The organism is Corynebacterium sp. 22-2729 (assembly GCF_053479475.1).
This window is the reverse complement of the sequence record NZ_JBRBCA010000004.1, coordinates 140,033-158,262: the sequence shown is the minus strand read 5'-3', so window position 1 is coordinate 158,262 and position 18,230 is coordinate 140,033. Positions and strand designations below refer to the sequence as shown.

Here is an 18,230-nt window from a genome sequence, read left to right as displayed (position 1 = left end):
TTTACTTTGAGGAGGTCACAGGCAGCACCATCACAGCACCGACGATGCAGATGATGCTGCACATAAGGAACATTCCCGGATAGTCGAAATGTCTTAGGGCAAGGGCGGCCAGACCGCCGCAGAACATGTTGCTCACTCCCTGGGTGAGCGACATGAGTGATACGTCGCGCGCGCGGTTCTTCTTACTGGGCAGCGACTCATTGACCATGGCCTGATCCACGCTGCTGAACACGCCCCAGCTAATCCCCAGCAGTGCCGCCGCGACATACACGAGACCCATGCCGCTGGCGACCGTCATCAAGCCCGTGGCCATGGCGACTCCGAAAGCGGAAGTGATAACCAGAATCTTGCGCCGTCCCAAGCGATCGGAAAGATTGCCGCTGACGATCGCCGTGATGATCGTGAACACCGCATACAAGACGGTGAGCGCCAGCACGCCCGCATCCGGATCCGGTACGCCGATGTGGTCGCGCAGATAATACAGCAGATAAAACAGGCTCGTGTAGTTGGCGAGGTGGATGACAAAGCGACTGCAAAAGACCAGCCAATAGTTGCGATACGACCCCTCATCGCCGACCGTCACGGACAGCGAATTATGCGGTCGGACGTGTACATCAACGCGGCCGCGCCCGACTGCGAATTGGAAGATGAAAAGAAGGGAAATGACGCCGACAGCCCAGTACGCCTGCTGAATCGGCAAAGCCGTCGCAACCGCGGTTCCGCCGACAATTCCAAATGTGTATGTTGCGCCCACGATTCCGGAAACCAAGCCGAACTTCTCCTGCGGCACGACATCAGCGGTGACCGTCATGAGGTTATTCGTTACGAAAGCAACGAACACCTGCACCAGGCACCACAGCCCAGTCAGAACCCAGAAGCTGGGAGTAAAAGACATCAGCAGCAACCCCAGGGTGGCCAGCGGTGCCGCCAATAACACCCATGGCAGGCGCTTACCCCAGCGATTCACCCAAAACCAGCTGCGGTCTGCAATATAGCCGGTCAGCAGGCTGGAAACGACAGCAGTGGCTCCGCCCAGCATCATCATCAGAGCCAGGGAATCTTCCTTGGTATCCGGGCGCAGCTGGATCATCTGCAACCCCAACAAAAGCTGCGTCGGTCCAGCCCAGGAAAACACTGAACCGAAAAAAGCAATGCCGAACTTCCAATAGAACAGCCGCGGCTCGCGTTCGGCGGCGGTGAGTGTTTGCAACATTAGTGGCCTTCCTCCCGGAACTTCGCATCAATTTCTGGGGTAATAGCACCCTCGCGGATCAGTTCCTGCAGCAGTCGCCCCGCGGGTTTGACCTGCCGTTCTATATCCACCACACCGAACTTCTGCGCCATGCCCTCCGACCACTCCCAGTTGTCGACGAAGCACCAGTGGTAGTAGCGCTCGACCTCGGGCATACGGGACAGCTCCGCCAGGTGGTCCAGAATGAAAGCGCAGCGGAAGCGCTCGTGGGCATCGGCAGTGCCGTTTTCCGTGATCCACACGGGCAGCTGGTAGCGGCGTGCCAATTCGCCGGAGACCTCGGCAATCCCCGGCGGGTAGATCTCCCAGCCGAGATCATTGGTTGGGGTGCCGGGGAACGTGGCGTCAGAAAAACCGCGAACCGCAGTGCGCGAGTAGTAGTTAATGGCGACAGCATCGGCGAAGACCCCGCCGCTGGGAACCTCGATGTCTGGGCGGCCGAGTAGGGGGTGGAAACGCCCCTCGAAGAACGCGGGTTCGATTGCGCCCTGGAAAAGCCACTCGACCAGGGGTGTAAGGGCGCGGTGGAGGAGGTTGCGCGGGTTCATGGGGGCGAAGACGCGCCGGTGGTGGGCGAAGGTCACGCGCGGAGACTCGAGGCGGGAGTGGATGCGCTGGTAGGCGAGTAGATGAGCGGCCGCCATATTGCGCAGGCACGGACGGACTTTAGCGAGGCCGCCGCGGCCGGGTGGGGTGGAGCCGAAGAGATAGGCCTCGGTAGCGAAGACATTAGGCTCATTAATGGTGATCCAGTCGCGCACGATGTCGCCGAGATGGTCTAAGACAACGTCGACATAGCGGAGGAAGATCTCCGCATTGGCCTCGCGGGTGAACGCTCCGCTAGCTTCGAACCACGCGGGATGGCCGAAGTGATGCAGCGTAACGAGTGGTTCGATGCCACGTTCCCGCAGGTCCAGGAACTCTTCGCGGTAGCGTTGCAGGGCTTCGTGGTTGTAGCGGCCGGGCTCGGGCTCGACGCGCGACCATTCCACGCCGACGCGCGCGATCTGTAGTCCGAGGTCGCTCATGAGCTGGTTGTCCTCGCGCCAGCGGCGCCAGTGGTCAGTGGTGGGGTGGGGAGTGGTGCCGTCTTTGGCGATCCAATCGCTCCAATTGTTGGGGCGGGGTGATCCTTCGATCTGTAGTCCCGCCGATGCTGTACCGATGCGGATGTGGCTTAGGTCCATGAACTTAACTTATTGACGCCCTTAGTTTCCTTTGGCTAAGTTTTCTGTTTTTACCCCAACGGGGGTAGTTGGTTTGTTAGAACTAAGCAATGATCAAAAAGACGACAGCGCTCGCATGCGCTACAGCTATTGCAATTGCCGGTTTCGCTACGCCTGCTCAGGCGGCGGAAGTGACGAAGAGGGAGAAGGTCGCATATTCCAATGTGTTCGGCGATCTGCATATGAGAATGCCGAAGACGGTGGATCGGATCGAGTACACGACGACCACCTCAGAGGGGGAGGAAGCGCAGGTCAGTGGATATATTGTGGAGCCGGTGGTGGAGTGGAAAGGTAAGGGGCCACGCCCAACGGTCGTCATTGGCCGCGGAACGGTTGGGCAAGGTGACCAATGTGCACCGAGCAAGAACTGGCCTCTGGATGGGCAGCCGGATCCGATCAAGTCGAAGCGTTTGGTGAACCTGGAGGGAATCTACGACTGGGTATTTGCCTCTAAAGGCGTGCGTGTGGTGGTGACCGACTATATCGGTATGGGCACCCCAGGTGTGCACACATATATGAATCGGGATGACCAGGCGCATGCGATGTTGGATGCAGCACGGGCTGCGGGTGTGGGCGATGGTCCGGTGGCGTTTTACGGGCACTCGCAAGGTGGTGGCGCATCTGCAGCGGCTGTGGAAGCAGCAGGTGACTATGCGCCGGAACTGAATGTGGTGGGTGCGTACGCGTCCGCGCCGCCTGCGGACTTGGGGGCCGTGCAGCGCAATATTGACGGTTCGGATCTTATGGGGGCGATCGGCTTTACGATCAATGGCCTGTTGGAGCGTTATCCGCATTTGCGGCCGCTGCTTGATGAACACCTCAACGAAGAGGGCAAGCAGGCGCTAAAGGATCTGTCTACGATGTGCACCGGGGAGATCACGGAGAAGTACGGACACAGGAAGACGAGCGAATGGACGAAGTCTGGTAAGGCGCTCGACGAGCTCTTGAAGGACATGCCGGAGGCGCGGGAGGCTATGGAGGATCAGCGCATTGGACTTAAGCGTCCGGTGGCGCCGGTGATGGTGATATCTGGGCGTCACGACAAGAACGTTGAATACAACCAGGCGAAGGAACTAGCTCGCACGTGGTGCGCGAAAGGTGCGCAGGTGGAATACCGCGACGACATCATGCCACCGGTGGGCGAATACAATCACTTCATTCAGGCGGTGACAGGTGGTGCCTTTGGTATCGACTTCATTCTGAAGCGTTTCCGCGGCGAACCGCTGGGGCGGACATGCGAGGCACCAGTGGGGCAGCTGCAGGGCTCTGTGGAAGGAAGCGCAGCAATGACGAACGTGATTGGAAGCTAAAGTGTCATAATGTATATTATCGGCTTTTGCTGGCTTGCCACAGCTGGAAGCAGGTGCCGGCCAGGAATAGCACGCAGAACGCGGCGAAGACATACGTCAGCGTCGTGCCCTTCCACAGCAGATAGCCGATAAAGAACAACAGCACGACGATGCGCATGATGCGCGAGTATTTCAGTAACTCTGGAGACATAGCTCCTAAGCCTACTTAACTTGTTCTAGTACCAGCAGTACATCCAGAGTGCCTTGGTCTGCAATCGTCGCGGCGACGAACTGTGGAGTCGCGATGTCAAAATCAGAACGCTTAAACGGAATGTTGCCCTGCAGAATTACATGCTCGCCAGTGCGCAGAACCTTCAACTCGGCGGTCATTTCTTTCTTCTTGCCGTGGAGTTCCAGATTGCCGGTGACGCTCACAGTATCGGTCGTGCCATCATCCGGCAGTTTGGAGACATCTGCGGGCTTAGTCAGCGTAAACGAGGCTTCCGGGAACTTATCGGTGTGCAAAATGCTCTTGCGTACGTTGATATCGCGCTTTTCAACGTCACTGCTGATGCTGGCAACATCGACGGTGACTTTACCTTCGGTGAGCTTCTTGTCCTTGACCTTGAAGTCTCCCTTGACGTCCTCCGTGCGACCCGAGGTGGTTTTGGCACCCGCCGGGAGCTTCTCGTCGAACGTGTAGCCAGCCTGCGAGACATTGTCGCCGGCTCCCCTCACCACATGCCAGGTGCCGTCCATGGCTACGGTAGCAGGCTCTCCACCTGCGGTAATGTCCGCGGTGCGGAGCCCGCGGTCGCTAAAGAAATTCACGACCAGTGGCCCGAAGGCCATCAGCACGCCAACGACCATGCCAATAACGGCGAGAGTGATGATTCCCTTACGCATGCTCTATAGCATAACCCTTAGTGTCTGCGACCTCGAAGTTGCTCGACGCGGTGAGCCAGGGCCTCTAGTTCTGACGCCAACTCCTCCACTGTCTCGGCCGGCTCCCCTTCCCGCACCGCGGTGCACAGGTCTTCGGCTGCGCAGCGGAGTTCGAATAGCTGATCGTGAAACTGCTCGACTGCGCTAGCCGGCAGAATGATGGAATCCTTGGGAATCGACGTGCCCGCAAGCTGGGCACGCTGCTCATAAGCGCGCTGGCGACAAGACTGGCCGCAATACTTACGCGGTCGATTCGTCGGACCAGGTGCAACTTCCCTGCCGCACCAGAGGCAGTGCTTTGGTCGAGGCATGGAACAATTCTTCCCGGTTCTTCGTTGTTATGATGGATTAGTTCGAACTAATTGAGGAGTGATGAAAAGATGGCCGATCGCGTACTGCGCGGAAGTCGCATGGGTGCCGTTTCTTATGAGACGGATCGCGACCACGATCTGGCTCCCCGCCAGATGGTGAAGTACCGCACCGAGGCTGGAGAAATCTACGAGGTTCCCTTCGCCGATGACGCGGAAATCCCGCAGGAATGGATGTGCAAGAACGGCCAGCTAGGCACGCTGGTAGAGGGCGAAGGGCAGGAATCCAAGCCCGTCAAGCCCCCACGCACTCACTGGGACATGCTGCGTGAGCGTCGCAGCCTCGAGGAACTCGACGAACTGCTTGACGAGCGCATCGAACTCCTCCGCAAGCGCCGCCGCACCGCGGTGAAGCTCATGAAGGAGCAGGAAGCGGCTCAGAAGTAGCGACGTACGGTGCCAGCGCCGATGCGCCAGGACTCCTGCGCCAGGTTCTTCACCTGGTTGTAACGGTGCGTGGCACCCCACTTCGTCACCTGGACCAAAGCCTCGGAAACGATATTGCCGCTCATCTTGGAATCACCGATTTCACGCTCGGTGAAAGTGATCGGAACCTCGCGGACGTCGAAGCCGGCTTCGACGGCACGCCATGCCAGGTCCACCTGGAAGACATAGCCGGCAGAATCAACGGCATCGAGATCGATGCCCTCCAGCACCTCGCGACGATATGCGCGGTAGCCACCTGTGATATCGGACAGACCCGCGCCCAGAGCCATGGAAGCGTAGACATTGCCACCGCGGGACAAAACCTGTCGGCTGACCGGCCAGTTTACGGTCTTTCCGCCCTTGATATAACGGGAACCCAGAACCATTTCCGCTCCCGCATCGATGCGATCCAGCAGCAGGTACAGCTGCTCGGGAGCGTGAGAACCATCCGCGTCCATTTCACACAGGATCTCGTAGTCACGCTCCAAGCCCCAGTGGAAGCCAGCGATATAAGCGCCACCCAGGCCGCCCTTGCCACCGCGGTGCATCACGTGAATCTTCGGGTTTTCAGCGGCCATCTCGTCGGCCAGCTCACCGGTGCCGTCCGGGCTGGAATCGTCGACGACAAGCACGTCCACACGCTCGGGCTCGGCCTTCAGCAGCCGACCAATAATGAGCGGAAGGTTTTCCTTCTCGTTGTAGGTCGGGATGATGACCAGGGTTTTATCGCTGAGCTTATTCATGAAAAGCTTTCTTACCTCTCCTATATGTAAATGCCACGGACAGCAGCCCCAGGATAGCTAGAATCCGCTCTACCCATGGGCCGACGCGAGCCGACAGTGTCATTGTATCGCTTAGAGGCAACTCGGCCTCGAGGGCGTCAGAGGTGAAGATACCCGTCCGCTGCTCGACGCGCCCGTCGGGAGCGACAATAGCCGAAACGCCCGAGGTCGCGGCAACGACTACGGAACGATCGTATTCCTTTGCTCGCATACGCGACATGGCCAGCTGCTGGTAGGTCATGTCCGTGAAACCAAAAGTGGCGTTGTTCGTGGGGCTTGTCAGAATCTGCGCGCCACCGCGCACTGCCGAGCGGAACGCACCATCGAAGCTAACCTCATAGCATGTGGCCACACCCACCGGAATTCCTGCCATGTGCACCACACCGTTATCGTTTCCAGGCTGGAAGTTACCGGCGCGATCGACATACTCGCTGAACTTCCGCAGGAAATCCCGGAAAGGCATGTACTCGCCGAAGGGCTGCAGATAGTGCTTTACATGCTTCTCCCCCGGCCCGTTTTTGTCCCACACCACCATCGTGTTGTGCTCCGGGCTAACGGTACCTACGAGGATTGGTGCGTCGATGGAGCGTTGCGCTTTCTCGACCTGCTGGCGGGCGGTGGCATCGGTAAACGGATTGACGTCCGCTGAATTCTCCGGCCAGATAACGATGTCCGGGTGGGACTCCACCTTTTCGGTACGACGCACGTGGTTATCCAGTACAGCGCGACGCTGCGCATTGAAATCCAGTCCCAGGCGTGGCACATTGCCCTGCACTGCCACGACATTCACGGTGTGGTCGGCGGAGGGCGCGGGGATCAGCAGCGCATAGGTGCCGACCAGTGCAACAACACCGGCCAGCGCATAGGCGGGAACCACGTGTTTGCGGATGCTGAGTGCGAGGAGCAGACCAACCAGCACAACGGCGAAGGTGACAACCGAGGGACCGCCGAGGCGTATCAGCCAACTCAGCGGGCCACTCGCCTGCCCCCATGCGATGCGTCCCCAGGGAAAACCGCCGAAGGGGAAAGAAGATCGCAGCCACTCCACAGCGACGAACCAGGTCGGAATGCCGACGATGTGGGCCGTGAGGGGGCGTCGAAGCAAATACTTGAGGCCTACGCCGAAGAGCAGGCTATAGAGGGACTGAACAACAGCCAGGGCGATCCACGCGGCAGCGCCGACGAACTCTCCCACCCACGGCAGCAAAAGACCGTAAATGGCTAGACCCTGCACCCAGGCCATCAGCATGGCATGGCGGGAATCAGCAAAGTAGAACAGCAACGCGAACCCGAGCGGCGCGGCCCACCACAGGCCGGTCGGCTCGAAGGAAGCGAAGACCATCACGCCGCTGAAGACAGCGACGAGGATCTTAAGAATCATTCGTTTTCGCCCGCGCGGTGGTCAATAACTTCTCCCCAACCGCCTGAGTTCTGGATGCGATTGACGCGAGTGTAGGTTGTGACGCCGAAGCGCTCCAGAGAACGGCGGGCTGCTTGACCCAACATTTTGCGGATCAGCGTGCGCGTCGGAGGAATAAGGAAGAAGATTCCCAGGAAACTAGAGACAATACCCGGTACTGCAACGCCCACCGCACCTACCATGGACAGCGCCATATCGGCAGTTAGAGCGCCCGGGCGATCATTCTGGCTCAGCGCGCGGACGGTCAGCTCGCGCATCTGCCACGTAGCGAGGGCGAGACCCAGCACAAACAAGCCCAAAAGTATCAGAAGCGCCCAGCCCCAGCCGATCCAGACTCCCAACAGAATGAAGGCGATGAGTTCCACAACCAGATACACGGCAGGTAGAAATTGCATGATGGTTTGGAGGCTCCTATAGTATCCGTCTGAAAAATTGTTATGAAAACGCGATCTTTGTAACAAAAGCGTGCTTACATAACGATAACGAAGGTGTGGAACAAAAGGTTCCTACACGCCAAAGCATTAACTAGGTTTAAGGGAGTACCTCGATGCGTATTCGTCGCACTATTATCGCCGCTGCACTGGCACCCACGATGGCTCTGGCCACCGTTACCCCGGCCGTGGCAGAAACTAATCCCCAGAGTTCCAGCTCTGGTACCACTACCGAGGGCTCCAGCACCAAGGACTCCGACGAGTGGTGGGAGAACCTGAACCCGTTCGCGAAGGTAGCAATCGGCATCGCCGCTGCAACCGGCATTTCCGTGGCATTCGGTGTGTTGCGGACGATCTTCTACAACATCTTCCACGTTTAGATCTTCCACGTATTAGCGAGGAGCACGCCGCCACAGCCAACGCGGAACCACCTGCATAGCAGCGGCCAGCAATTTCAGGGAGCGCGGGATCCACACGGATTCCGCGCTTTCGTCGGTGATAGCGCGAACCGTGGCGGCCGCGACCACATCCGGAGTTGTGGACAAGGGCGCCGGATCCATGCCACGGGTCATACGGCCAATGACGAAGCCCGGGCGGACAATGACCAAGCGCACTCCGGTGCCCTGGAGCGCATCTTGCATGCCCTGGCAGAAACCATCGAGACCCGCTTTCGCTGAGCCATAGACATAGTTCGGCCGGCGCACGCGCGCACCGGCGATGGAGGAATAGGCCACCAGTACTCCCCTGCCACGGGACTTCATCACCTGTGCCAGCTCAGTGAGTAGCACCGCCTGGGCTGTGAAGTCCGTGTGCAACACGCGGTACACCTCAGCGGAATCGCGCTCGGCAAGCTCTTGGTCGCCCAGCACCCCGAACATCGCCAGGGCGACGTCCAAAGGGCCGGTGGCCTCGATCTCCGCTATGAGGCTGGCGTGGGAATCCACGTCGGTGGCGTCGAAAAAGAAGGAGTCAACCTGGGTGGCGCCGAGGTTATACAGCTCTTCGGCGAGATCCGTGGTGCGGCGGCCAGCGAGCACCAGATGGTTGCCGGGAGCCAGCATGCGGGCGATCTCGCCACCGATTTCGCTGGTCGCTCCGAAAATTGCGATCTTCTTAGCCATCGAGGGCCACAACTCCTCGTCTCATCGCGGCGACTGCCTTGCGGGAGGCCGCCTTTACTTCATTGGAATAACCGGTCAACTTGATCTGATCCAACAGGTCGATCACCCGGCGGCACCAGCGTACAAAATCACCCGGGGTGAGGGTGGCGCCGCTAGCCTCCGCCGCGCGCAGGCAGTATTCCAGCGGTGCACCGGCAGTCCACTGGTGCACGGCGGTGGCGAAGCCCAGCTCTGGCGCACGGGTCACGGTGAGGTTGTGGCGCTGTTCATCGGTGGAAAGTTCCTGGTAGATGCGCCAGGTCTGGCTAATTGCGGTGGCCAGGGGTTCCGTCGGCACACCGTCGTCTTTGGAACCGGAATCGCGCCGATTTTCGAACACACACGTGCTTGCCACTGCGGCAAGCTCCGCCGGATCCAGCTCGTCCCACACGCCACGGCGCAGGCACTGGGCAACCAGTAGGTCAGATTCGTGGTGGATCTTAGAAAGCCGCTCGCCCTCCATGGTGATGCGGGCAGTGTTTCCCTCGAGTTCCACGTAGTCCAGCTCCGACAGCAACGCGAGGATGCGGTTGAACTGCGCAGACAAAGAGTCGGACTCCTGTGGCTGCTCCTTTTGCTCGAACTCCAGGCGGCGGGCGGCCTTCAGGTACTGCTCTGCGGCGCGGCAAAGCTCTTCGCGGCCCTCCCAAGCGTGCACCGGGTGTGCGTGTACTTGCTCGCGCAGCTCGAGTGCTCGAAGGGAACGGCGGCGTGCCCGCGGCTTAAGCTTTTTGGGCTTATCCAGCTGCAAACGCCGCAGGTTGGCCGCTACTGCCCTAGCCTGACGCTTCGGGTTGCGTGCCACACCCTTGTGCAAATGCATATGGCCAATATGCACCGGCGTGTTGCCGAACATATCGGGATTCACACGCTCCGCCCAGCCGTCCTCGGTGATAATGGTGGGCCGGCCACGGTGATCCGTCCGGGCGATCACGGCGGTCATCGGGTTCTTACCGGTAGGCAGTGCGATTACATCGCCAGTCTGCAGAGATTGCAGCAGTGATGTCGTTTCCGTTGCGGCCTCGTCGACCACCATGCGCTTGGCACGTCGCTCCTCTTGAGAAAGCTCGCGGCGCAGCTGTCCGTACTCGGTGACCATTTGGAAGTCGGCATTGAGGCTATTGGACGGGCGACGTACCTCGCGGATCGTAGCTTTCAGCTGCTTTTCCTGTTGCGCCAGCTCGCGGCGGCGCTTCTCAATCTGCTCGGCGCTTTCCACCACCGCGCCGTTGGTCTGGTACTGCGCAAAGGAACGCAGCAGCAGCCGATGCGCCTCGTCCAGTCCCATGGTGCCGATGAGGTTCACGGCCATGTTGTAGCCGGGGCGGAAGGTGGAATCCAACGGATAGGTTCTTGTTGACGCCAAGTCTGCGACCCCATAAGGATCCAGCCCCTGGCTCCACAGCACCACTGCGTTGCCCTTCGTGTCGATGCCACGGCGGCCAGCGCGCCCTGTGAGCTGAGTGTATTGGCCGGGGGTGAGGTCGGCGTGCGTCTCACCATTAAACTTCACCAACTTCTCCAGCACCACCGAGCGGGCAGGCATATTGATGCCCAGGGCCAGAGTTTCGGTGGCAAAGCAGACTTTTAGCAGCCCGCGGGAGAATAGATCCTCCACGATGTGGCGGAAGGCCGGCAACATGCCGGCGTGATGGGCGGCGAAGCCGCGGGAAAGTGCGCGCCGCCACTGGCGGAAGCCCAGGACATTTAGGTCTTCTTCCGTCAGGTCGGCCACACCCGCGTCGATCGTGCGCAGGATTTCTTCTCTTTCCGCTGGAGACGAATAGTCCACGCGATCGACCAGCAGGGCGCGAACGGCGGCGTCACAACCAACACGCGAAAAGATAAAGTAAATCGCCGGCAACATCCCGGCGGTGGCCATGTGCTGGATGACGTCGCCGCGCTTAGGACCACGGCGTTTGCCAGTTTCCTCAGCCTTGGCGGCGGCTGCAACAACCTTGCGATTGATGGCACCGAGATGCTGCTCCGAGCCCTCGAAAAGCGGCAGGATCTGGCGGCCCACCATCATGAACTGTGTCAGTGGAACGGGACGCTTTTCAGTGACGATGATTTCGGTATCGCCGCGCACTGCGGAGAGCCAACCGCCGAATTCCTCAACATTGGATACAGTCGCCGACAGCGATACCAGGATCACGCGCGGATCGAGATTGAGGATCGCCTCCTCCCACACCGGCCCGCGGGAACGATCAGCCAAAAAGTGCACCTCGTCCATGACGACGTGCGTGAGCGTTTCCAGGCGCTCGGAATCGGCATAGATCATGTTGCGCAAGACCTCGGTGGTCATCACAACGATGGGTGCATCACCGTTGATGGTGACGTCACCGGTGAGCAAGCCGACGTTCGCCTCGCCGTAGCGAGCGACGAGATCGTGGAACTTTTGGTTACTCAACGCCTTGATAGGCGTGGTGTAGAAACACGTGCCGTCACCGTGGAAGGCAGCGAACACGGCGAACTCGCCGACGATGGTTTTGCCCGCGCCCGTCGGGGCGGCCACGAGAACGCCCCGCCCCCGGTCGATAGCTTCGGCCGCTTGTACCTGAAAGTCGTCCAGAGGGAAATCGTACTGGGCGCAGAAGCGCTCTACCTGGGGGCTAGAGAATGTCATCGAAATCGGTAGTCGAGAAATTCTGCGCCTTGGGATCCTGGCGCTTGGGAGTAGTGATCGGGCGGGCTGCGCTGGTGGACTGCGGAGGTGCGGTGGCGGTCACGGGGCGGATCGGCTCCGGGGCATCGATGTCGGTGGTCGCATCGTCATCGACCTCCAGCCATTCCTCCTGGTTATCCTTCCTGCGCTTGTCGTTGATCCGAGCAATCTGCGTGGCGATTTCCATCATTGCACACAGCGAGATCGCCAGGATCACCATGGAGATCGGATCCTGACCAGGAGTGACGAAGGCAGCGAAGAGGAAAAGGAAAGCCCAGATGAAGCGACGCTTGTCCTTGAGCTGCTGATAGCTCACTACGTGTGCCAGATTTAGCAGCACGGTGATGAGCGGAACCTCAAAGCTCACACCGAAAATCAACAGCAGCGCCATGGCGAAGCTGAAATAGCGCTCGCCGTTAAGCGCGGCGATCTGAGCCTCATCACCAATGGTGAGCAGGAACTCCAAGCCATAAGACAGTACGAAGTAGGCCAACACCGCACCGACGGCAAACAGCAGTCCGGCGGAAATGCCCACGCCGAGAGTCCAACGCTTCTCGTTCTTGTGCAGACCTGGGGTGATATATGCCCAGATCTGTCCCAGCCATATGGGCGAGGAAAACACCATTCCGGCCAGTGCGCCGACCTTCAAGCGCAGCATAAACATCTCAAAAGGCCCGGTGGCCAGCAGTCGGCACTCCCCTGCTTCGGAACCGAAGCGGGCTTCCTCCGGCAGGTTACAGTACGGTCCGCGCAGCACCTCACCCAGTGAAGGGATCGGGCCGACCTCGACGTTGTACCAGATATATCCGATAACGGTGCCGACGGCGATCGCGATCAGGGCAATGAAGACGCGCTTGCGCAGCTCATTGATGTGCTCGACGATGGTCATCGAACCATCGGCGGGTTTCTTTAGCTTCTTAGCCACTTACTCGTTTGGTTGCTGTTCGGTCTTGGGCTGGGACTGCGGCTGAGCCAGATCCTGAGCCTGCTGCTGCTCGGCGGTCGGAGCCTGCTTCTCGGTCAGCTCCTTGCTCTCCTTGCCATCCTTGTCGGTCTTCATCTCGTCCATCTCGGACTTGAAGATGCGCATCGAACGACCCAGGGAGCGCGCAGCATTGGGCAGGCGGGTCGCTCCGAACAGCAGGAAGATGACCAGAGCGATGATAATTAGTTCAGGAACGCCAAGGTTCGGCATTGGTTTCTACAAGCTTTCTGTAGTTGGGATTGGTCTTTCTATCCTAGCCCTCGAGCCTCGTATGCATCGAGGCCACGCCGGGCTAGGACTTTTAAGTTCTCGGCCAATGGTAGCGGTTCCAGCACTCGAATTCCGGGCGAAAAGCCGAGCAGGAAACGCATAAACCACTCGCCCGTGTTGGGCACGTCGACGACCAAGCGGGATTCATCCTCCACCACCCACATAGGGAAGTATTCCAACATCCAACGCAGCGACTCATCCAGCTCTACCCGCGCCCATGCATCGGTCTCCTCAAAGCCGAAGGGATCCTGCGGGTCGATGTCGGGTTGTACTTGAGGGGAGGCGGAACCCTCCTCGCCCAGGTCGAGCGCGTCGATGCGGGATAGCGCAAAGGTTTTTGTGGTGACGCCACCTTCCCGTGCCCAGAGGTAGTACTCACCGTCGACGAGAGCGACATGGTCCGGGTCTGCGATCCGGGACGTGAAGGTATCGCTAGAAAGCGATTGGTAGTTGAAACTCACTTGACGGCGAGTTTGGATGGCTTCGGCAAGGCGACGTCGCAGTGGCAGAAAAGCCGGCGCAGAGGGGGTTGTCTCGGGGGTGAAAGCCTCCGTGTACTCGCGCCGGGCGCGCAGCAGAGTCTGAATCTTATCGCTGGCGGAGTCGATATTCTGCTGCATCTCCGGCGGTGCAGTAGAGCGCAGAGCCTGCAGGTTCAACAACAGCACGCCAGCCTCCAGGCTGTTCAAGGCGACCGGGTGGTCCAAACCGGCGGAGAACTTTACCGATGCACGCATTCGATCCACCGTCACTTCCACCGGCATATCCAAAATGCTCTCGGGCATGCGGCACATGCTGACCTGTCCCAGTTCATGGGTGATCTGCGGGGTGGAAAGGCCCAGGGTGCGCGACGCTTCCATCAGGCTGCCGTCCGGATGATTACGGAACCAGGCCAAGACGGAAAGGGTGCGTAGGAATTGTTCGGCGTTGGAACGTGGTGGCGTCATGAAGCAGCCTCCTTGAGTACCGCGACGATAGCGGCGACAATATCCGGTGGCGAAGTGACCACGACCTGCGGGGCGTAAGCAGCCGCGGTCCGGATCAGCCAGTCGCGATCCACAGGCCCAATGGTGCCCGAGTCGTTAGTGAGGCGGCGGAGCTCCCAGGCTCCTTCGCCAGGAAAATCGACCGTGGCGGTGACCATCTGATGGCTGCTTTCCAGGCCCTGCTCGATCAGCTGCTGCGGGGTACCCTGCGGACGCGGGTGCTGGGCGAACTCCGGCAAAGCGGAAACGGAGTCGATGCGCGCTAACCGGAAAGTGCGCTGTGCGCCACGGTCCGGGTCGAAACCCGTGACGTAAATAAGGCCATCCCGGGCGCCATAGGCCCAGGGCTCGAGGCGACGCTGCTGGGGATTGTCGACCAGCGAGGGATAGTAGTTGAAGGTCAGGACGAGACCGTTATCGAGGGCGCGGAAAATCGCGTCGATGGAGTCCCCATCCAAGGCTGTGTGATCCGGCACGCTTGGAATGGTTACCTCGCCGGAGGCGACACGGCGCTGCAGACCAGCGGCAGCCAATTTGGTGTAAGCGGACTGGGCAGCAGAAAGCATCTCCCCCGACTGTGCCCAACGGCTCGCCGCGGTGATGACAGTGGCTTCCCCATCGGTGAATTCAATGTCCGGTAGGAAGGACTGGGAGGAGTCGAGGGAAAGCAGATCCGTACCTCCGATGTGCACCCCGAGTGCCTCTAGATCCTTCCGGTCGCGCTCTAGCTGCTTTCGCGCGGAGTCCATGTTCACCTGCTGATAGCCTTCAACATTGGCCAAAATCCACTCGGGCGTGCGCGGCTTTTCGGAATTAATAAGTGCGATGACCAGATTAAATAGGCGCGTAGCGCCTGGTATCCAGTGAGTTTCAACGGGGCGGTTGCGATTCATCGGGCTTCCATAGAGGCAATAATACGATCGACATCCTCATCGGTTGTGGCAAAAGGATCGGCCAGCAGGGACTCCGCCCCGTTCTCGCCGTTGACCTTCACCCGCATCCAATCCACCGTATAAGACAACTCCGGGTGGGCACGAACAGCAGAAATGAAGCGTCCACGCACCGCGGCACGGGTGGTTTGTGGTGCCTGGCGTACCGCTTGCTCGATCTCCTCTGTCTCCAGCAATGTGCGAGCCAGGCCGCGGCGGGCCAACACGTGGAATAGGCCACGCGTCGGGTGGATGTCGTGGTACATCAAATCGATCTGTGCCAGGCGCGGGTCAATTGGATCCAGGCCGCGGGCAGCGGCCATGCGATCCAGCAGGGACTTCTTGATAACCCAGTCGATCTCAGTGGAGACCGGGGCGAAGTCGCCCGTGTCGAAGCAGTCCAGCACTCGGCCCCACAGATCCACCACGGGGGCTAGCTCAGCATTGGGGGTGCCCAGCTCCACGTCCTCACGATGAGCGAGATAGGCGCAGGCGGCGTCATAAAAAGCGCGCTGTACCTCCAACGGTGTGGCAGTCGAACCGCTGCGCAAGGCAATGTCCACCTGGCCGGTGAAGTCGCGGGCGATTTCGCGAATCGAGCGGATCTCATTGGCCATCTCGAAATCGGGCAGTGCGACGCCGGCTTCGATCATCTCCAACACCAGCAAGGTCGAGCCGACCTTCAGCGCTGTGGTGACTTCCGACATGTTTGAATCGCCAACGATAACGTGCAGGCGACGGTACTTGGCGGAATCGGCGTGCGGCTCGTCGCGGGTGTTGATGATTGGCCGCGAACGGGTGGTAGCGCTAGAGACGCCCTCCCAGACGTGGTCGGCGCGCTGGCTCATGGTGTAGCCGGGTCCGAAATTCTCGTTCGGCGCGCCGGGGTACGGGATGGCAAGTTTGCCCGCACCGCAGATGAGCTGGCGGGTAACCAAGAAAGGCAATAGCTGCTTACTGAGGCCTTTCAAGGGAATATCGCGGCTGACGAGGTAATTCTCGTGGCAGCCATAGGAGTTTCCCAGCGAGTCCGTGTTGTTCTTGAGCAAATAGACCTTGCCACCGACGGCCTGCTCGGCGCGGTCGGCCAGCTCGTGCATCATGAGATCACCGGAGCGATCATAGGCGATCAGCTGGTGCAGGCTATCGCACTCCGCCGTGGCGAACTCCGGGTGTGCGCCAACGTCTAGATAAAGTCGCGAGGCATTCTCGGTGTAGATGTTCGAGCTGCGGTGCTTTTCCACCACAGGGGCGAAGAGTTTGCGGGCGATCTCGTCTGGGCCGAGGCGACGGGAAGAATCCTGCATGTTGGCGATCCCGTACTCGGTCTCCAGACCCATGATGCGGCGGCGAATAGCTGTCACTGTCCGCCCTTTTGCACGTAGGAGCGAACAAACTCCTCAGCGTTATTCTCTAGCAGTCCGTCGATTTCATCCAGAAGGTCATCGGTGCCGGTGACGTTGACCTGCTGGGTGCCGGCGCCGGTGGTTTGTTCGATCGGTTGGTCGTCGTCACGCCGACCGCCGCCGGCGCTGACCTGTCCGCCCTGTGCCATGTTTAAACTTCCTTTCTGCCAACCCCGGAAACCTTCTCCGGGTTGATTTCCTTCAAGCCTGCCACGAGTTCGGAAATGCCGGGCCTAGTCCCGGATTCCAGCAGCGTTCGCAGCAACAGCTGATTGAACCCGCGCGGATCGTCCATCGTGATCTGCACGGCGCCGTCCGGGGTATCCACGATGACGTTATCCCAGTTCGCGGAGAGGATATCCGCGGAGTAATTCGCCACCAGGTGGCCCCGCAGCCATGCGCGAGTGGCAGCCGGCGGGGTGTCCACCGCGGAGGCGACTTCCGCAGGGTCGATAAAGGTACGCATTCGCCCCTTCTTAACCAGAGCGTGATAGAGCCCGCGGCGCGGGTCGATATCCGAATATTGCAGGTCAACTAGTGCTAGGCGGGGTTCGGTCCACTCTAATCCGCGGTTGCGGTAGGCGTTAATCAGCTGTAGCTTCGCCGTCCAATCCAGGCGGTCGGCGGTAGAGAGCGGATCGGCCTGAAGATCGTCGAGGATCTGGCCCCACAGCTCATAGACCGAAAGATCGTCGCCACGCAGGTCCATGATCTCCCCCACGCGCTTGCGAATCTCCCGCTGCGTCTCGATGGCCGTGCGCTCAGCCTGGCCATAGAAGCGCAGGCGCGTAGTGCAATCCAGGTCGCGAGAAACGCGCTGGACGTCGGACACAGGCTCGAGCAAACGCAGATCACCGAAATAAGCACCCTGCGCCACGGCCGCGAGTACTAACGCAGTGGTTCCGAACTTCAGGTAGTTGGAGAACTCGCTGAGGTTCGCGTCTCCGATAATGACATGCAGGCGACGCCACTTGTCCGCGTCCGCGTGGGGTTCATCGCGGGTGTTGACGATGCCACGGTTGAGCGTGGTCTCTAGTGAAATATCGGTTTCGATATAGTCGGCGCGCTGGCTGATCTGAAAGCCAGGCTGCTCGCCCTGCTGCCCCAGCCCAATGCGCCCGGCCCCACAGAATACTTGGCGGGTGACGAAGTGCGGGATCAGTGCAGCCTGTACATCTTCCACATCCAGATCGCGCGGGTAGAGGTAGTTCTCGTGCGAGCCATAACTGGCGCCCTTGCCATCGACGTTGTTCTTGTAGATCTTCAGTTCCGGCTCTGCGGCCTCGGCCGCGCGGTGCATGATGATGTCGCCGGCTTTGTCCCACACCACGGCGTCGTAAGCGGTCGTGGATTCCGGAGAGGAATACTCGGGGTGTGCATGGTCTACGTAGAAACGCGCGCCATTGGCAGTAATGACGTTCGCTGCCCCCAGCGCATTGGGATCTAAAACCGGTGCGCTCCCCCTGCGGTAGCGGCGCAGGTCAAAGCCGCGAATATCGCGCAAGGGTGATTCGTTTTCATAGTCCCAACGGGTGCGACGGTTCACCCCCTGTCCGCTGTGCTCCGCATAGGCCACGACGGCCTGGGTGGAGGTATGGATCGGGCTGGCTGTCGGATCGTCCACCGCGACAATGCCATACTCCGTTTCGGAGCCAATAATATGCGGTCCAAACAAAGTGCGAGCCTCCTA

General features: G+C 59.9%; 20 protein-coding genes. 3 read left to right on the top strand and 17 right to left on the bottom strand.

Features of this window, described 5'->3' with window-relative positions:
* Position 1: 1 nt before the first annotated feature.
* Positions 2–1,213: an MFS transporter gene (locus tag ACUY2T_RS04350; protein WP_287863208.1), complete on the bottom strand. Its 1,212-nt coding sequence runs from the start codon at positions 1,211–1,213 to the stop codon at positions 2–4.
* Positions 1,213–2,439, bottom strand: a complete 1,227-nt coding sequence (locus ACUY2T_RS04345; RefSeq protein ID WP_448307703.1) for a glycoside hydrolase family 1 protein — start codon at positions 2,437–2,439, stop codon at positions 1,213–1,215. The genes ACUY2T_RS04350 and ACUY2T_RS04345 overlap by 1 nt, the downstream gene beginning before the upstream one ends.
* A gap of 89 nt (positions 2,440–2,528) precedes the next feature.
* On the opposite strand from ACUY2T_RS04345, the gene ACUY2T_RS04340 reads away from it, so the two are divergent.
* Positions 2,529–3,788 (top strand): alpha/beta fold hydrolase, encoded by a 1,260-nt coding sequence (locus ACUY2T_RS04340; protein ID WP_448307702.1) that lies wholly within the window; start codon positions 2,529–2,531, stop codon positions 3,786–3,788.
* A 16-nt stretch (positions 3,789–3,804) separates the two neighbouring features.
* Here the strand turns inward: ACUY2T_RS04340 and ACUY2T_RS04335 are convergent, their stop codons facing one another.
* Genes ACUY2T_RS04335 through ACUY2T_RS04325 form a run of 3 tightly spaced genes read right to left on the bottom strand, consistent with a single transcriptional unit; the run spans position 3,805 to position 5,023 of the window.
* Positions 3,805–3,978 (bottom strand): hypothetical protein, encoded by a 174-nt coding sequence (locus tag ACUY2T_RS04335; protein WP_448307701.1) that lies wholly within the window; start codon positions 3,976–3,978, stop codon positions 3,805–3,807.
* 11 nt (positions 3,979–3,989) lie between these two features.
* Positions 3,990–4,673, bottom strand: coding sequence for a YceI family protein (locus ACUY2T_RS04330; RefSeq protein ID WP_448307700.1), 684 nt, complete (start codon positions 4,671–4,673; stop codon positions 3,990–3,992).
* A gap of 17 nt (positions 4,674–4,690) precedes the next feature.
* Positions 4,691–5,023: a hypothetical protein gene (locus ACUY2T_RS04325; RefSeq protein WP_293791207.1), complete on the bottom strand. Its 333-nt coding sequence runs from the start codon at positions 5,021–5,023 to the stop codon at positions 4,691–4,693.
* A gap of 69 nt (positions 5,024–5,092) precedes the next feature.
* On the opposite strand from ACUY2T_RS04325, the gene ACUY2T_RS04320 reads away from it, so the two are divergent.
* Complete coding sequence (locus ACUY2T_RS04320; RefSeq protein ID WP_293791209.1) at positions 5,093–5,467, top strand: RNA polymerase-binding protein RbpA; 375 nt, start codon at positions 5,093–5,095, stop codon at positions 5,465–5,467.
* Here ACUY2T_RS04320 and ACUY2T_RS04315 read toward each other — a convergent pair.
* From ACUY2T_RS04315 to ACUY2T_RS04305, 3 genes are read right to left on the bottom strand one after another with little or no spacing between them, the layout of a single operon-like run.
* Positions 5,458–6,249, bottom strand: a complete 792-nt coding sequence (locus tag ACUY2T_RS04315) for a polyprenol monophosphomannose synthase (protein WP_448307699.1) — start codon at positions 6,247–6,249, stop codon at positions 5,458–5,460. The two genes, ACUY2T_RS04320 and ACUY2T_RS04315, sit on opposite strands and share 10 nt — an antisense overlap.
* Positions 6,242–7,669 (bottom strand): apolipoprotein N-acyltransferase, encoded by a 1,428-nt coding sequence (gene lnt / locus ACUY2T_RS04310; RefSeq protein WP_448307698.1) that lies wholly within the window; start codon positions 7,667–7,669, stop codon positions 6,242–6,244. The genes ACUY2T_RS04315 and lnt overlap by 8 nt, the downstream gene beginning before the upstream one ends.
* Complete coding sequence (locus ACUY2T_RS04305) at positions 7,666–8,103, bottom strand: FxsA family protein (protein ID WP_448307697.1); 438 nt, start codon at positions 8,101–8,103, stop codon at positions 7,666–7,668. Before ACUY2T_RS04305 ends, lnt begins: the two co-directional genes overlap by 4 nt.
* 152 nt (positions 8,104–8,255) lie before the next feature.
* Here ACUY2T_RS04305 and ACUY2T_RS04300 point away from each other — a divergent pair, with 152 nt between their 5' ends.
* Positions 8,256–8,519 (top strand): hypothetical protein, encoded by a 264-nt coding sequence (locus ACUY2T_RS04300; protein WP_448307696.1) that lies wholly within the window; start codon positions 8,256–8,258, stop codon positions 8,517–8,519.
* 12 nt (positions 8,520–8,531) lie between these two features.
* Here the strand turns inward: ACUY2T_RS04300 and ACUY2T_RS04295 are convergent, their stop codons facing one another.
* From ACUY2T_RS04295 to dop, 9 genes are read right to left on the bottom strand one after another with little or no spacing between them, the layout of a single operon-like run.
* Positions 8,532–9,260: an SDR family NAD(P)-dependent oxidoreductase gene (locus tag ACUY2T_RS04295; RefSeq protein ID WP_448307695.1), complete on the bottom strand. Its 729-nt coding sequence runs from the start codon at positions 9,258–9,260 to the stop codon at positions 8,532–8,534.
* Positions 9,253–11,925: a DEAD/DEAH box helicase gene (locus ACUY2T_RS04290; RefSeq protein WP_293791215.1), complete on the bottom strand. Its 2,673-nt coding sequence runs from the start codon at positions 11,923–11,925 to the stop codon at positions 9,253–9,255. Before ACUY2T_RS04290 ends, ACUY2T_RS04295 begins: the two co-directional genes overlap by 8 nt.
* Positions 11,912–12,853 (bottom strand): twin-arginine translocase subunit TatC, encoded by a 942-nt coding sequence (tatC, locus tag ACUY2T_RS04285; protein ID WP_448307735.1) that lies wholly within the window; start codon positions 12,851–12,853, stop codon positions 11,912–11,914. The genes ACUY2T_RS04290 and tatC overlap by 14 nt, the downstream gene beginning before the upstream one ends.
* A 36-nt stretch (positions 12,854–12,889) precedes the next feature.
* On the bottom strand, positions 12,890–13,159 hold the full coding sequence (tatA, locus tag ACUY2T_RS04280) for a Sec-independent protein translocase subunit TatA (protein WP_293791216.1): 270 nt from the start codon (positions 13,157–13,159) through the stop codon (positions 12,890–12,892).
* A 38-nt stretch (positions 13,160–13,197) separates the two neighbouring features.
* Complete coding sequence (locus ACUY2T_RS04275) at positions 13,198–14,166, bottom strand: helix-turn-helix transcriptional regulator (RefSeq protein ID WP_448307694.1); 969 nt, start codon at positions 14,164–14,166, stop codon at positions 13,198–13,200.
* Entirely contained in the window at positions 14,163–15,098 is a 936-nt protein-coding gene (locus ACUY2T_RS04270; RefSeq protein ID WP_448307693.1) for a helix-turn-helix transcriptional regulator, read from the bottom strand. The genes ACUY2T_RS04275 and ACUY2T_RS04270 overlap by 4 nt, the downstream gene beginning before the upstream one ends.
* Positions 15,095–16,498 (bottom strand): Pup--protein ligase, encoded by a 1,404-nt coding sequence (gene pafA, locus ACUY2T_RS04265; protein ID WP_293791219.1) that lies wholly within the window; start codon positions 16,496–16,498, stop codon positions 15,095–15,097. Before pafA ends, ACUY2T_RS04270 begins: the two co-directional genes overlap by 4 nt.
* Positions 16,495–16,689, bottom strand: coding sequence for a ubiquitin-like protein Pup (locus tag ACUY2T_RS04260; RefSeq protein WP_296214563.1), 195 nt, complete (start codon positions 16,687–16,689; stop codon positions 16,495–16,497). Before ACUY2T_RS04260 ends, pafA begins: the two co-directional genes overlap by 4 nt.
* Positions 16,690–16,691: 2 nt before the next feature.
* Positions 16,692–18,215 carry a depupylase/deamidase Dop gene (gene dop / locus ACUY2T_RS04255; protein WP_448307692.1) on the bottom strand — a complete coding sequence of 508 codons (1,524 nt, stop codon included), beginning with the start codon at positions 18,213–18,215 and terminating at the stop codon, positions 16,692–16,694.
* Positions 18,216–18,230: the final 15 nt, after the last annotated feature.